Source organism: Pseudomonas sp. PS01299 (assembly GCF_029960145.1).
Lineage (GTDB): Bacteria > Pseudomonadota > Gammaproteobacteria > Pseudomonadales > Pseudomonadaceae > Aquipseudomonas > Aquipseudomonas putida_A.
In genome coordinates, this window is the sequence record NZ_JASCPO010000051.1 from 18,893 (window position 1) to 33,500 (window position 14,608).

Here is a 14,608-nt window from a genome sequence, read left to right on the forward strand (position 1 = left end):
CGTCGCCCCGCTGCCCCGGATTCAAATACGCTTCGTCGCGTAACGCTTGAGCATGCTTGGAACATCAAGGATCAGCGCGATGCGGCCGTCACCGGTGATGGTGGCGCCGGACATGCCCGGAGTGCCCTGCAGCATTTTGCCCAATGGCTTGATGACCACTTCTTCCTGGCCGACCAGTTGATCGACGACGAAGCCGATCCGCTGGGTGCCCACCGAAAGGATCACCACATGGCCTTCGCGCTGCTCTTCGTGAGCGGCGGAGCTGACCAGCCAGCGCTTGAGGTAGAACAATGGCAGCGCCTTGTCCCGCACGATCACCACTTCCTGGCCATCCACCACGTTGGTGGTCGACAGGTCGAGGTGGAAGATTTCGTTGACGTTGACCAACGGGAACGCAAACGCCTGATTGCCGAGCATCACCATCAGGGTCGGCATGATCGCAAGCGTCAGCGGCACCTTGATGACGATCTTCGAGCCCTGGCCCTTGGTCGAGTAGATGTTGATCGAACCGTTGAGCTGGGAAATCTTGGTTTTCACCACGTCCATGCCGACACCGCGGCCGGACACGTCGGAGATCTCGGTCTTGGTCGAGAAACCCGGGGCGAAAATCAGGTTGTAGCACTCGGTATCGCTCAGGCGATCGGCCGCGTCCTTGTCCATCACACCGCGTTTTACCGCGATCGAACGCAGCACGTTCGGGTCCATGCCCTTGCCGTCGTCGGAGATCGACAACAGGATGTGATCGCCTTCCTGCTCGGCGGCCAGTACCACGCGACCGCCACGGGCCTTGCCGGAAGCTTCGCGTTCTTCCGGCGATTCGATGCCGTGGTCGACCGCGTTACGCACCAAGTGGACCAACGGGTCGGCCAGGGCCTCGACAAGGTTTTTGTCGAGGTCGGTTTCTTCACCCACCAGTTCCAGATTGATCTCTTTCTTCAACTGACGCGCGAGGTCGCGAACCAGACGCGGGAAGCGCCCGAAGACCTTCTTGATCGGCTGCATCCGGGTCTTCATCACCGCGGTCTGCAAGTCAGCCGTGACCACGTCGAGGTTCGACACGGCCTTGGACATGGCTTCGTCGCCGCTGTTGAGACCCAGGCGCACCAGACGGTTACGCACCAGCACCAGCTCGCCGACCATGTTCATGATTTCGTCGAGACGCGCGGTATCGACCCGCACGGTGGTCTCGGCTTCGCTCGCCGGTTTTTCCGGCGGCGGAGCAGCGGCAGCACGGGCCGGCGCCGGTGCAGCAGCGGCGGCCGGTTTTGGCGCTTCGGCTTTCGGCTCAGGCTTGGGCGCAGCCTTCGGCGCAGCAGCCGGAGCGGCAGCAGCCTTGGCGGCAGGCGCGGCCACAGTCGACGCGGTGCCCGCAGCAGCGGCGCCAACGTCGGTGAACTTGCCTTTGCCGTGCAACTCGTCGAGCAGCGATTCGAATTCGTGATCGCTGATCAGATCGCTGCCGGCAGCGGCGGCCGCCGGTGCGGCAGGCGCAACCGGTGCCGAGGCGATCGCCGACTCCAGCGCTTCAACGGCAAAGTTGCCCTTGCCGTGCAACTGATCGAGCAGTGCTTCGAATTCGTCGTCGGTGATGTCCGAGCTGTCGCCCGCCGCCGGTGCCGCCGGAGCGGCCGATGCCGGTGCCACGGCGTCCGCCGCGAACTGGCCTTTGCCGTGCAACTGATCGAGCAACGACTCGAATTCGGCGTCGGTAATTTCATCGCTGGCGGCCGCATCGGCAGCCGGCGCAGGTGCAGCAGCAGCCGGGGCTTCGGCTTCGGCCTTGACGGCGTTCAGCGAATCCAGCAGCTGTTCAAATTCGTTATCGGTGATGTCGCCCGAATCGCTCGAATCGCCTTCGACGACCAGTTCTTCGATCATCTCGGCCACTGGCGAAGCCGGGGCTTCGTCGGCCGTTTGCGGCTCGGCCAGACGCGCCAGGGCGGCCAGCAGTTCCGGGGTGGCCGCCGTGATCGGTGCACGTTCACGGACTTCGCTGAACATGCTGTTCACCGCGTCCAGTGCTTCAAGCACCACGTCCATCAGTTCTGCATCAACGCGCCGCTCACCCTTGCGCAGGATGTCGAACACGTTTTCGGCGATGTGACAGCACTCCACCAGCTCGTTGAGCTGAAGGAAGCCGGCGCCCCCTTTTACAGTGTGGAAACCGCGAAAAATTGCGTTGAGCAGATCTGCGTCATCCGGGCGGCTTTCCAGCTCGACCAGTTGCTCGGACAGTTGCTCAAGAATCTCGCCGGCCTCAACCAGGAAATCCTGAAGGATCTCTTCATCGGCGCCGAAGCTCATTAATGGGGTGCTCCTACAGGTCTAAAAACCCAAAAAACCTAAAATTCCAAAACTCTAGAATCCGAGGCTGGATAACAAATCGTCCACATCGTCCTGACCGGACACAACGTCTTCTCGTTTATCGGCATGAATCTGCGGACCTTCACCCTGCGAGAGATGTTTTTGTGGATCTTTTTCTGCAAGCATCGCGGCACGGTCGTGTTCGATGCCCGCAAAGCGGTCAACCTGACTGGCCATGAGGACGAGTTTGAGCAAATTGCTTTCGACTTCGGTGACCAGTTGGGTCACACGCTTGATCACTTGACCGGTGAGGTCCTGGTAATCCTGAGCCAGCAGGATGTCGTTGAGGTTGCTCGACACCGCACGGTTGTCCGTGCTGCTGCGTGACAGAAAACCGTCGACCCGGCGCGCCAGCTCGCGGAACTCTTCAGCTCCGACTTCACGACGCATGAAGCGGCCCCAATCGGTGCTCAGCGCCTGGGCTTCTTCAGCCAGGCCATTGACCACCGGGGTGGCGCTTTCCACCAGATCCATGGTGCGGTTGGCCGCGGCTTCGGTCAGCTTGACCACATAGCCCAGGCGTTCGGTGGCGTCGGTGATTTGCGACACTTCCTCGGCCTGCGGCATGTGCGGATCGATCTGGAAATTGACGATCGCACTGTGCAGTTCGCGTGTGAGCTTGCCCACTTCCTGATACAGGCCGCGGTCACGGGTCTGATTGAGCTCATGGATCAGTTGCACAGCGTCGCCGAACCTGCCTTTTTCAAGGCTCTCGACCAGTTCGACCGCGTGTTTTTTCAGGGTCGACTCGAAATCGCCCTGTGAAGATTCGTTATGCTCCATAGCTCCCCCGCGCGTCATCAGCCGATGCGTTCGAAAATCTTCTCGATTTTGTCTTTCAACGCCTGAGCCGTGAAAGGTTTGACCACGTAGCCGTTCACACCGGCCTGAGCGGCCTCGATGATTTGCTCGCGCTTGGCTTCAGCGGTCACCATCAGCACCGGCAGGTGCTTGAGTTTTTCATCGGCACGCACGTGGCGCAGCAAGTCGATACCGGTCATGCCCGGCATGTTCCAGTCCGTTACCAGAAAGTCGATGCTGCCGCTGTTGAGTACCGGAATGGCGGTAGTGCCATCGTCGGCCTCGACGGTGTTGGTGAACCCGAGATCGCGCAGCAGGTTCTTGATGATCCGCCGCATCGTTGAGAAGTCATCAACGATGAGGATTTTCATGTCTTTGTTCAATTCGACCTCCAAGCAGTCTTAAACGCGCCCAGCACCTGGACGCGCCACTTCAATCAATCGGCGCAGCACTCGAAGACTGTCTGGAGCACAACAGAGCAAGACCGGTGCCGTTCTCACCGCACCAGCCTCGTTCGCAGTGTCCCCACACTGCCTTCAGCGCGCTCGCCACTCCCCCAAACGCCCCCGCAAACGGGCCGCGCACTGGCTGTGTAACTGGCTGACCCGCGATTCACTGACGCCAAGGACTTCACCGATCTCCTTGAGGTTCAGCTCTTCGTCGTAGTACAGCGCCAACACCAGTCGCTCACGCTCCGGCAAATTGGCAATCGCGTCCGCCAGCGCCGCCTGAAAGCGTTCATCTTCCAGATCGCGTGACGGCTCAAGATGAGCACTGGCGCCATCCTCGTGCAGCCCTTCGTGTTCGCCGTCCTGCAACAGATCGTCGAAACTGAACAGCCGGCTGCCCAGGGTGTCATTCAAAATCCCGTAGTAATCGTCGAGACTCAATTGGAGTTCGGCCGCAACCTCGTGATCTTTAGCGTCACGGCCGGTTTTAGCTTCAATTGAGCGAATGGCATCGCTGACCATACGGGTATTGCGGTGAACCGAGCGCGGTGCCCAATCCCCTTTGCGCACTTCATCGAGCATCGCGCCGCGGATCCGGATGCCCGCGTACGTTTCGAAACTGGCGCCTTTGCTGGCGTCATATTTGGTTGAGACTTCGAGCAGGCCGATCATCCCGGCCTGAATCAGGTCTTCAACCTGCACACTCGCCGGCAAGCGCGCCAGCAAGTGATAGGCAATGCGCTTGACCAGTGGCGCGTAACGCTCGATCAACTCGTACTGCGCGTCACGTGCCGACTTCTTGTAGTAGTTCATACCGCTCGCGGTCATAACACAGGCCCTGCTGTTTGCTGCACGAGGCGCTCGACGAAAAACTCAAGGTGACCGCGCGGGTTGGCAGGCAGCGGCCAGGTATCGACCTTCTGCGCGATCGCCTTGAACGCCAGCGCGCACTTGGAACGCGGAAAGGCTTCATAGACCGCTCGCTGCTTCTGCACTGCCTTGCGCACGCTTTCGTCGTACGGCACGGCGCCGACGTATTGTAAGGCGACGTCGAGGAAGCGATCCGTGACCTTGGTCAACTTGGCGAACAGGTTGCGCCCTTCCTGCGGGCTCTGCGCCATGTTGGCCAGCACGCGGAAGCGGTTCATGCCGTAGTCGCGGTTGAGCAGTTTGATCAGCGCGTAGGCGTCGGTGATCGAGGTCGGCTCGTCGCAGACCACCAGCAACACTTCCTGCGCGGCGCGGACAAAACTGACTACCGAGTCACCAATACCTGCAGCGGTGTCGATCACCAGCACATCGAGGTTGTCGCCGATGTCGCTGAAGGCCTGAATCAGACCGGCATGTTGCGCCGGGCTCAGGTGCACCATGCTTTGGGTGCCGGAAGCGGCCGGCACGATGCGGATCCCGCCGGGGCCCTGCAACAGCACGTCGCGCAGCTCACAGCGGCCTTCGATCACATCGGCCAGAGTACGTTTGGGGGTCAGTCCCAGCAGAACGTCGACGTTCGCCAGCCCCAGATCGGCGTCCAGCAGCATGACCCGACGGCCAAGCTCTGCCAGCGCCAGAGACAAGTTCACTGACACGTTAGTCTTGCCGACGCCACCTTTGCCGCCGGTCACCGCGATCACCTGTACGGGATGCATGCTGCCCATGTTATTTCTTTACCTTGTCTTGCATAGACGGAGGCCACATTACTGGCTGCGCGTTCTCAACCGGAACAATGCATGGCAGACCATCGATGTAGGTACAAAAACGGTTCATTACCTCAGCCAACCTGCTTGGTCGGGCTGTGGTAGATATCAGCGAACATGTCAGCCATGGCTTCTTCGCTGGGTTCTTCCTGCATTTGCACGCTGACGGCGCGGCTGACCAGTTGATGACGGCGCGGCAGATGCAGATCATCCGGAATCCGTGGGCCATCGGTCAGGTACGCGACCGGCAGTTCATGACTGATCGCCAGGCTCAACACTTCGCCAAGGCTGGCCGTCTCATCCAGTTTAGTCAGGATGCAGCCGGCTAGCCCGCAACGCTTGTAACTGTGGTACGCGGCGGTTAGAACCTGTTTCTGGCTGGTGGTTGCCAGCACCAGATATTTTTTTGAACGGATGCCACGCCCGGCCAGACTTTCCAGCTGCATGCGCAAGGCCGGATCGCTGGCCTGCAAGCCGGCGGTATCGATCAGCACCACGCGCTTGCGCAGCAGCGGGTCGAGCGCCTGCACCAGCGACTGGCCCGGATCGACGTGGGTCACCGGCACATTGAGAATGCGGCCCAGGGTCTTCAGCTGTTCCTGGGCACCGATACGGAAACTGTCCATGCTGACCAGCGCGACATTCTGCGCGCCGTACTTGAGCACGTAGCGCGCCGCGAGTTTGGCCAGGGTGGTGGTTTTGCCCATGCCGGCCGGGCCGACCATGGCAATCACCCCGCCCTCTTCCAGCGGCTCGACTTCCGGTACGGCAATCATTCGCGCCAGGTGCGCGAGCAGCATGCGCCAGGCCTGACGCGGCTCTTCGATGTCAGTGATCATTGCCAGCAGATCGCGCGACAACGGCCCGGACAGACCGATGCGTTGCAGACGACGATACAGATTGGCTTGCGCCGGACGGCTGCCTTGCAGCTGATTCCAGGCCAGCGTGCCGAGCTGCACTTCCATCAGCTCCCGCAAACTGTTCAATTCGAAACGCATCGAATCCAGCGCACGCGGATCGATGCCGGCGGACGACTGGGCAGGCGCGGGCGCCGGACGCGCCGGGGCGGCGTAAGTCGGTTCGCTCAACGGTTCGGCAGCGGTCAGCGGCAGGCCGGCCGTCAACGGCAGCCCGGCGAACAACTGGCGATTGGTGTTGCCGTCGGCTTCGCCACGCAGGCTCAGTTCAGCCTGGGCGGTCACGATGCGCGACTGGGTCTTGCGCAGCTCGTCCTCGAGTTCCATGTTCGGAACCCGTGGCGCCAGCGCCGACAATTTGTAATCCAGCGCCGCCGTCAGCTCGACGCCGCCGGCAATGCGGCGGTTGCCAATGATGGCGGCATCAGCGCCCAGCTCATCACGAACCAGCTTCATGGCCTGACGCATATCGGCGGCGAAAAAACGCTTAACTTGCATAAACCACTACCTCAGCCGTTGGGCCCTACTGTCGCAACGATGGTCACTTGCTTGTTGTCCGGAATTTCCTGGTAGGCCAGCACGTGCAGCCCTGGGACTGCGAGGCGGCCGAAACGCGAGAGCATCGCGCGGATCGGGCCTGCTACCAACAGGATCACCGGTTGACCTTGCATTTCCTGGCGCTGCGCCGCTTCGATGAGCGAACGCTGCAGCTTCTCGGCCATGCTTGGTTCCAGCAGAACGCCCTCTTCAGAGCCTTGTCCTGCCTTCTGCAGACTATTGAGCAATATTTGTTCCAACCTTGGTTCCAAGGTGATCACAGGCAGCTCGGAGTCAGTGCCTACAATGCTTTGGACGATGGCGCGGGATACGCCGACGCGTACTGCGGCGACCAAGGCGGCGGTATCTTGACTCTTGGCGGCGTTGTTGGCGATAGCCTCGGCAATGCTGCGGATATCGCGTACCGGCACGTGTTCGGCCAACAACGCCTGCAGCACTTTGAGCAACTGCGACAGCGAAACCACGCCCGGCACCAGCTCTTCAGCCAGTTTCGGCGAGCTTTTGGCCAGCAATTGCATGAGTTGCTGCACTTCCTCGTGGCCGATCAGCTCGCTGGAGTGCTTGTACAGAATCTGGTTCAAGTGGGTCGCGACCACGGTACTGGCGTCGACCACGGTGTAACCGAGCGATTGCGCCTGGGCGCGCTGGCTGACTTCGATCCACACCGCCTCCAGGCCGAAAGCCGGATCTTTGGCGGTAATGCCGTTGAGCGTGCCGTAAACCTGCCCCGGGTTGATCGCCAGTTCGCGGTCCGGATAGATCTCGGCTTCGGCCAGAATCACCCCCATCAGGGTCAGGCGATAGGCGCTCGGCGCCAGATCGAGGTTGTCGCGGATGTGCACGGTCGGCATCAGGAAGCCCAGGTCCTGCGAGAGCTTCTTGCGCACGCCCTTGATCCGCGCCAGCAACTGCCCGCCCTGATTGCGATCCACCAGCGGGATCAGGCGGTAACCGACCTCAAGGCCGATCATGTCGATCGGCGTCACGTCGTCCCAGCCCAGCTCCTTGGTTTCCATGGCGCGGGCCGGCGACGGCAGCAGTTCCTGCTGACGCTGAACCTCTTGCAGCGCCTGCACCTTGGCGACGTTCTGTTTTTTCCAGAACAGGTACGCACCACCGGCAGCCAGCGCGGCCATGCTCAGGAACGAGAAGTGCGGCATGCCCGGGACGAGACCCATGACCGCCATCAGACCGGCAGCCACCGCCAGCGCTTTTGGCGAGGCGAACATCTGCCGATTGATCTGCTTGCCCATGTCTTCCGAACCGGAAGCACGGGTCACCATGATCGCCGCCGCTGTCGATAACAACAGTGATGGCAATTGCGCCACCAAACCGTCACCGATGGTCAGCAAGGCGTACACCTTGCCCGCGTCGGCGAAGGTCATGTTGTGCTGGAAGATACCGACAGCCATACCGCCGATCAGGTTGATAAACAGAATCAGCAGGCCGGCGATGGCGTCACCACGGACGAACTTGCTGGCACCGTCCATCGAACCGTAGAACTCAGCCTCTTGGGCGACTTCCTGACGGCGGGCCTTGGCCTGGTTCTGGTCGATCAGACCGGCGTTGAGGTCGGCGTCGATCGCCATTTGTTTGCCAGGCATTGCATCGAGGGTGAAGCGTGCGCTCACCTCGGAAATCCGCCCGGCACCCTTGGTCACCACGACGAAGTTGATGATCATCAGAATCGCGAACACCACGATACCGACCACGTAGTTACCGCCGATCACCACTTCGCCGAAGGCCTGAATCACCTTACCGGCGGCGGCGTGGCCGTCCTGACCGTGGAGCATCACCACCCGCGTCGAGGCCACGTTCAACGCCAGTCGCAGCAGCGTCGCCACCAGCAGAATGGTCGGGAACACCGCGAAATCCAGTGGCCGCAGCGCATACACACAGACCAGCAGGACGACAATCGACAGGGCAATGTTGAAGGTGAAGAACACATCGAGCAGGAACGGCGGAATCGGCAACATCATCATTGCCAGCATGACCAGCAGCAACAACGGCACGCCCAGATTGCCTCGACTGAGGTCGGCAACATTCGAGCGAGCAGTGTTGAATAACTGAGAGCGATCCACCGGTTTTCCCCGTTCCTTTAAAGCAAACTTTTGACGCCCAAAGCAGGCGCACGGCGGCTACTGCAAGAAGCCTTCCAACTTTTGCCGGGGATTGAAATTGAGGTTTGCTTCAGGGGAAGTGTCTTGAGAGAAGCTGGGCGCCATGGAGCCGACCGCAAAACAGACGCAGGACGGCTATCACCATTAGCAGTGAACAAAAATCAGAAAAACCCGCGCACTCACGGATACCCGGCAGTCAAAATTTGCTCTGGATTTATCGCACCAAGACGCAAATCGCGGCCCACCAGGTAGCGCGTACCCTTACGGATCGGCTTCCCTCCCACGTCGACAAGCGCCTCCTCAGAATCGCCCAAAGTCACGATTTCCTCAGGCTGATGAAAAGGATCTTCGGGGTATGCCTTCAACACACTCAGTGCCCAGACAAAGTAAATGTCCGGCACATCCTGTGGCTCGATCTTCCGTTCGATCTTCCGCTCGACCTCCGGCTCGACCTCCCATCGAAAGTCCTGCCCACCCGTGACCTGTAACTGATCACCGACCATGTGAAATTGTGGTTTGTGATAACGCGCCAGTAGGCCGGTGCCATTGCTACTCCATGTATCGGAGTAGTTGTTGGGCGAAGAGAAAACTCTGACCAACTCTTCAACAGTACCAATGTTGCCAGCGGCACTATTGAATCGGTTGTAGAGACTATGGTGGGCTACCCCGTCCAACCTTGGCTTGATCGCATTGATATACGAATCGAGATAGCCCGGCACATACGCATTGCTCATGTGCACGAAATGCGTGAAGTCCAACATCGCCTTAAAAGTGAACGTGCAAGCGATATGATCAGACTCTTTCGCCACCGACCCGGAAACGAATTCGAACCTCATTCCTTCAAGCTTTCTGTAGTTCTCTTGCATGACCTTCTCCTTGGCGAATGTTAAAGACAGGTCAGAAGGCGACTTGCCCGTGAAACCTGCCAAGGAACATGGAATAGCTGAATGCCCTTTGTGTCCACTGTCAGAACTAACAGGTAGAGGTCTTTTTCAGATAAACGGAAGGCCGCGGTCTTTTGATTTATCAGGAATCGCGCCGCAATGAACACAGATTGGGGGTATCACACAGATCCCCTGTGGGAGCGGGTTTGCTCGCGAAGAGGCCATCCGCGACACCACAGAATCATGCGCAGCACCTTTAAACGCTAGCGTTTAAAAGACACCTCCAGACACGCCTTGCGGGCTACATATTCTTGCGCCATTGCCTACAGCTACGCCAGAATCCGCCGGCTTGTGCGCTTTGGGGTCGGGTTCTATTGTGGTTCGGTCGCTGACGAATCAGCGATCGGGTTTAGCGATCCGATACCTTACAGACGCTCAATCCCCAGTCTCAATTGCAGGTTTGTCTATCTGCACTTGGTGTCATGGTGGCTGTGCGTGGGAGACCTTCGGGTCTACCCGGGGTTTCTGTGACCCGGATCGCTAACCTGCGTACAGCCGCCACCTTTACTTGTTTAGCGATGAGCCGTGGCGGCCAAATCAACCACGGAGCTTCACCATGATCAAACCAACACCCAACCCACCCGAAACCGACGCCACCTCCCCCTACGAATCCCTCGATTCAAAAAAGCTCCACGAAGCCGCCGACCGCGCCCTCGACCACTACCTATGCTCGCCCGGCGCCACGCCCATTCAACGCAAAACCCGCTCGATGTACGCCGTGACCGCAGACTTCAAAAACGAAGAACTGCTGGCCGATGCCTGCGAAACACTCGCTTCAGCCCGAACCATCGCCAATGACTTCGCCCACCTCATACCGGCGTCGCAGCGCAGGACGCTGCTGGGCATCGCGCAACTGATCATGCTCGGCGAGTTGGCGGTGAATCGGGTGATGGATAATCTGGAGTTGCCGCAGTAGCAGGGATCTGTGACAAGCCCTGAGTGAGGCGTTGCGGCTGCTGACGTCTTCGCGGGCAAGCCCGCTCCCACAGGTTCGGCGTGTAGCACAGGTTTGTGATCGACCCCAATCCCTGTGGGAGCGGGCTTGCTCGCGAAAGCGGCCTCACAGCCGACACATGTCTTCAGGCTTAAAAAACCGCCACCTCATTTAACCGGGCGGCGGTTTGTCGCCTCTTTCCTTCAGCCCACATGACCACTTGTCGGAAACCCGCCGGCACCTGTCAGATCTGACAGGTGCCTAATTCCTCCAACGCGCGCTCAATAACTCCGTCACCCACCCCCCCGACCGGAGTTCGCCAAATGTCCAGCCAGCAACCCCCGCGAGCCCTCAGACCTCCGTACTTTCCGGCACTGGTCAACCTCAGCCCTGCCGAACACTATGACGGCGGCATACCCATCAGAGCCGTGGAAGGCGATCTGCAAGGCATCATCCCCGCCTGGCTGACCATGTCCATTGGCGATCTGGCCGAGGTGTTCTGGGACAATGACAGCGCCGCGGTCTGGAGCAAGACCCTCGAGAACGATGCAGAGCTCAACCAGGACGTGGTTTTCACCATTGCCAAGGGCCAGGTACTTGAGGGGGATGCCACGCCAGTGTTCTACCGGATCACGCGCAAGACCCAGACCCCGGAGGACTCGTTACCGGTCATGACCCTGCTGGTCAAACTCACGCGTCCCGGGGGGTACGATGACATTCCCGGCGATGACGGCCACTCCGATCTCAAGTTCTCCCTCTCCCACCACGAGGTCGATGAAACCTTGCCGCCCAGCGGGGTGACGATGCACATCGTGCCTTACCGCAACCTCACCCGATACGACCGCATTCTCGCCCGCTGGGGCAGCCAGCAAGTGGTGCATGTCGTTACGCCGGAACAGGCCCAGGACCCGATCAGAAACCCGATCGAGGTTGTCTTCAGCCGCGCCGTTATCGACGCCGCCGGGGACGGTGATCGTGTCGCGGTGGCTTATCAGGTCATTGACCGCTGCGGTAATTACCCGGACGAACGTGCGCCGTGGTCAGCGACGCGTGAATTGCTGGTGGACCTGGGGGGCAATCGGCTGGACGAACCGCAGGTGCTGGTCAACGGCATTCCAACCGACAGCATCGACCTCGACCAGCTCGGGGATGAGGATGTGACCGCCCGCGTTTACATCACCATGGACGATTTTGCGGTGGGCGACAAGGTACTCCTGACCTGGATCGGCACCCCGGCGCAAGGCTCGCAGATCATCGTCGGGCCGCTGGAGAAAGAGGTGTCGTACGTGCCCTTACAACTCGATTTCCCCATCCCCAACGCCGCCGTCAAAGCCATTGCCAAAGGCGCAGCCTCGGTCGGCTATGTGCGCCGTCGCAGCGATGAAAGCGACCGCCGCTCAAAAAATGCCAGCGTCACCGTGATTGGCGACATCAGCCAGTTAGTCGCCCCCACCGTCGACGAGGCACCGGGCGGAACGTTGCCACCCGAAACGCCTTGGGCGACTGTGCAGATCCCTTGGTATCCCGGTCGCAACAGCAGCGACCTGCTCAACCTGATCTGGTGGGCCCTGGCGCCCGGTAACGACACCGTTTATTACGAAGATCCGCGCCCGGTCGGCAACGTAGCGGACAATCAGCCCGTCCTGCGCAGCGTGAGCAATGCCGAAATCCAGCGTTTCAATGGCCTGAACGTCAAGGTCTATTACGTCGTCACCAACAGCGAAACGGGGCTGTTGAGCGTTCGCGAGTCGCTGCCGTTCATGATGCAGGTCGGCGTCGCCCTGCCGACGTTCGACCGGCCGGAAGTCGAGGGCGCAGATGCCAACGACGTGCTCGATCCGGACAACGTGCCACCCACCGGTGCCACGCTGGTGGTGCCGTACCTCGGCACCCGCGACAAGGATCGTGTGAACTACCGTTGGCGCGGCTCTGCCAGCGGCGGTAGCGTCAGTAGTCATGTCGACCTGATCCCTGCCACCGCTGGCCGGCCTGTGCGGATTACCGTTGAGAAAAAATACGTGACCACCAACCTGAACGGTACGGTGGTTGCCGATTACAGCATTCAGCGGGCGGGCGAGACGCTGGGGCATTCTCATGAGTTGACGTTGCGCATCGGGACGGCGCTGGGGGAGCTGCCGCCACCGTTCCTTGTAGCACCGGCCAAAGATCCGATTGATGTCCTGGCCTACCCGGACGGGGTGACGGTGCGCATCGAATACCCAGAAGCATTGAGCGGCGACCAGGCATGCCTGGAGGAAGACAATCCACCGGCAGGTTGGCCGCCGTTTCCGTTGGTGGAATTCAACAGCAACAAGCGAGTGAACACACTGTTGAGCCCCGCATTCCTAGCGGCGCGACATGGAACGGTGATCGAGCTGCGCGGGAACTTGTATCGCAACGGTGGCCACGCTGGCCAATCAGACGCGATCAAGGTGAGACTGCTGAAAATTATCGATGAAGACCCGCGTCTTCCTACACCTAATATCGACGGCAACACCAGTAAAGAGTTGAGCGTTCAAGACCTCACAACAGACGCACGGATTCTCGCGGAAAGATGGCCGTTGTTCGAACCAGGACAACCGATCTGGGCAACCTGTAGAGGCTTTGACAAGAACGGCGAGCCGATAACCAACGACGTCAGGTCGGGAGAGCCCAATGATTCGCCGGATGGATTGTCCCTGGCGGCTCCGATTGAGTGGTTAAAAGAACTGAAGGACGGAACTGAGCTGACGATCAGCGTGAAAGTAAATCTTGACGGAATAGCCAGTGAGTTGACCGCGACAGCCTGCCCACGACGAATCTATAGCCTTAGAGGCACCCAGAGAGATGAAAACTTTGATAATGTCCCCCCTCAACTTATAGGGCCATTGGAAACTTTAGATACTGGTGCGATAAGCATCATTAATCAAAGCTCAACAGGATCACTAAAAATCGTCACATTTAATAGGGATAGCGCTTCAGGGGCGATAGAAGGAAACGTGTTAATTAACGAGAGCGCTGTAACCAAATTCAGGATAGAGCTCAAAGCCCCCGTGCAAAAATTAAGCTTTTACTACGCAGACGTTCAAGCCACCCTCGGAAAGATCCTGTTCTATGGCCCAGAGGGATATATAGACGAAAGACCACTAATCAGCAGCGCAGGTATTTCACAGTTAATTTTTTCCGCGGCGAACATCAATTACATTGAATTTTATAACGGAGGCGAAGAACAAGTAATTTTCGATAACTTTATGTTCAACTGATTTCTGTAAGCGCCTCGATTGGGGCGCTTGAAACCCGCTCGATGTACGCCGTGACCGCAGACTTCAAAAACGAAGAACTGCTGGCCGATGCCTGCGAAACACTCGCTTCAGCCAGAACCATCGCCAATGATTTCGCCCACCTCATACCGGCGTCGCAGCGCAGGACGCTGCTGGGCATCGCGCAACTGATCATGCTTGGCGAGCTGGCGGTGAATCGGGCGCTGGATAATCTGCAGTTGCCGGGCTAAGAAGGCAGGCAAGAACCTGTGGCGAGGGGATTCATCCCCGATCGGTTGCGCAGCAGCCGTAAACCCTGAACTCGCGGTATTTCTGAAAATTTGCAGTGACAGGATTTGGGTCTGCTGCGCAACCCAGCGGGAGCAAGCTCCCTCGCCACAGTGACTGCGGCAGGAGCCGACGTTTCATTGGGTCAGGCGGGGGAGCTGGCGGTGAATCGAGCGCTGGATAATCTGCAGTTGCCGGGCTAAGAAGGCAGGCAAGAACCTGTGGCGAGGGGATTCATCCCCGATCGGTTGCGCAGCAGCCGTAAACCCTGAACTCGCGGTATTTCTGAAAATTTGCAGT

The 14,608-nt window shown here is 59.4% G+C and carries 10 protein-coding genes and 1 pseudogene; 3 read left to right on the forward strand and 8 right to left on the reverse strand.

Translation table 11 applies throughout. The features are described from left to right. Positions 1-21: 21 nt before the first annotated feature. The 8 genes from QMX91_RS11915 to QMX91_RS11950 form a co-directional block, all read right to left on the reverse strand. A complete protein-coding gene (locus QMX91_RS11915) occupies positions 22-2,304 on the reverse strand; it encodes a chemotaxis protein CheA (RefSeq protein ID WP_223009246.1) in 2,283 nt (760 codons plus the stop codon). A 54-nt stretch (positions 2,305-2,358) separates the two neighbouring features. Beyond that, a complete protein-coding gene (locus QMX91_RS11920; protein WP_027613919.1) occupies positions 2,359-3,147 on the reverse strand; it encodes a protein phosphatase CheZ in 789 nt (262 codons plus the stop codon). A 17-nt stretch (positions 3,148-3,164) separates the two neighbouring features. Then, positions 3,165-3,536, reverse strand: coding sequence for a chemotaxis response regulator CheY (locus tag QMX91_RS11925; protein ID WP_024012118.1), 372 nt, complete (start codon positions 3,534-3,536; stop codon positions 3,165-3,167). Positions 3,537-3,701: 165 nt separating this feature from the next. Next, a complete protein-coding gene (fliA, locus tag QMX91_RS11930) occupies positions 3,702-4,442 on the reverse strand; it encodes an RNA polymerase sigma factor FliA (protein WP_007920004.1) in 741 nt (246 codons plus the stop codon). After that, a complete protein-coding gene (gene fleN / locus QMX91_RS11935; protein WP_003222917.1) occupies positions 4,439-5,269 on the reverse strand; it encodes a flagellar synthesis regulator FleN in 831 nt (276 codons plus the stop codon). Before fleN ends, fliA begins: the two co-directional genes overlap by 4 nt. Before the next feature lie 113 nt (positions 5,270-5,382). Then, a complete protein-coding gene (gene flhF, locus QMX91_RS11940; protein ID WP_282412754.1) occupies positions 5,383-6,723 on the reverse strand; it encodes a flagellar biosynthesis protein FlhF in 1,341 nt (446 codons plus the stop codon). A gap of 11 nt (positions 6,724-6,734) precedes the next feature. Next, positions 6,735-8,864, reverse strand: a complete 2,130-nt coding sequence (flhA, locus tag QMX91_RS11945; RefSeq protein WP_047599970.1) for a flagellar biosynthesis protein FlhA — start codon at positions 8,862-8,864, stop codon at positions 6,735-6,737. A 218-nt stretch (positions 8,865-9,082) separates the two neighbouring features. Then, positions 9,083-9,769 carry a hypothetical protein gene (locus QMX91_RS11950; RefSeq protein WP_282412755.1) on the reverse strand — a complete coding sequence of 229 codons (687 nt, stop codon included), beginning with the start codon at positions 9,767-9,769 and terminating at the stop codon, positions 9,083-9,085. A 634-nt stretch (positions 9,770-10,403) separates the two neighbouring features. On the opposite strand from QMX91_RS11950, the gene QMX91_RS11955 reads away from it, so the two are divergent. The 3 genes and pseudogenes from QMX91_RS11955 to QMX91_RS11965 form a co-directional block, all read left to right on the forward strand. Then, positions 10,404-10,763, forward strand: a complete 360-nt coding sequence (locus QMX91_RS11955; RefSeq protein ID WP_027613916.1) for a hypothetical protein — start codon at positions 10,404-10,406, stop codon at positions 10,761-10,763. Positions 10,764-11,104: 341 nt separating this feature from the next. Then, on the forward strand, positions 11,105-14,023 hold the full coding sequence (locus QMX91_RS11960; RefSeq protein ID WP_282412756.1) for a hypothetical protein: 2,919 nt from the start codon (positions 11,105-11,107) through the stop codon (positions 14,021-14,023). 29 nt (positions 14,024-14,052) lie between these two features. Further along, positions 14,053-14,271, forward strand: a pseudogene (locus QMX91_RS11965) (hypothetical protein); the annotation flags it as partial. Positions 14,272-14,608 lie beyond the last annotated feature (337 nt).

Excerpts from the sequence above, each read along its gene's own strand:
- QMX91_RS11915 (WP_223009246.1), bottom strand. The coding sequence starts at position 2,304 with ATGAGCTTCGGCGCCGATGAAGAGATCCTTCAGGATTTCCTGGTTGAG.
- QMX91_RS11920 (WP_027613919.1), bottom strand. The coding sequence starts at position 3,147 with ATGGAGCATAACGAATCTTCACAGGGCGATTTCGAGTCGACCCTGAAA.
- QMX91_RS11925 (WP_024012118.1), bottom strand. The coding sequence starts at position 3,536 with ATGAAAATCCTCATCGTTGATGACTTCTCAACGATGCGGCGGATCATC.
- fliA (WP_007920004.1), bottom strand. The coding sequence starts at position 4,442 with ATGACCGCGAGCGGTATGAACTACTACAAGAAGTCGGCACGTGACGCG.
- fleN (WP_003222917.1), bottom strand. The coding sequence starts at position 5,269 with ATGGGCAGCATGCATCCCGTACAGGTGATCGCGGTGACCGGCGGCAAA.
- flhF (WP_282412754.1), bottom strand. The coding sequence starts at position 6,723 with ATGCAAGTTAAGCGTTTTTTCGCCGCCGATATGCGTCAGGCCATGAAG.
- QMX91_RS11950 (WP_282412755.1), bottom strand. The coding sequence starts at position 9,769 with ATGCAAGAGAACTACAGAAAGCTTGAAGGAATGAGGTTCGAATTCGTT.
- QMX91_RS11955 (WP_027613916.1), top strand. The coding sequence starts at position 10,404 with ATGATCAAACCAACACCCAACCCACCCGAAACCGACGCCACCTCCCCC.
- QMX91_RS11960 (WP_282412756.1), top strand. The coding sequence starts at position 11,105 with ATGTCCAGCCAGCAACCCCCGCGAGCCCTCAGACCTCCGTACTTTCCG.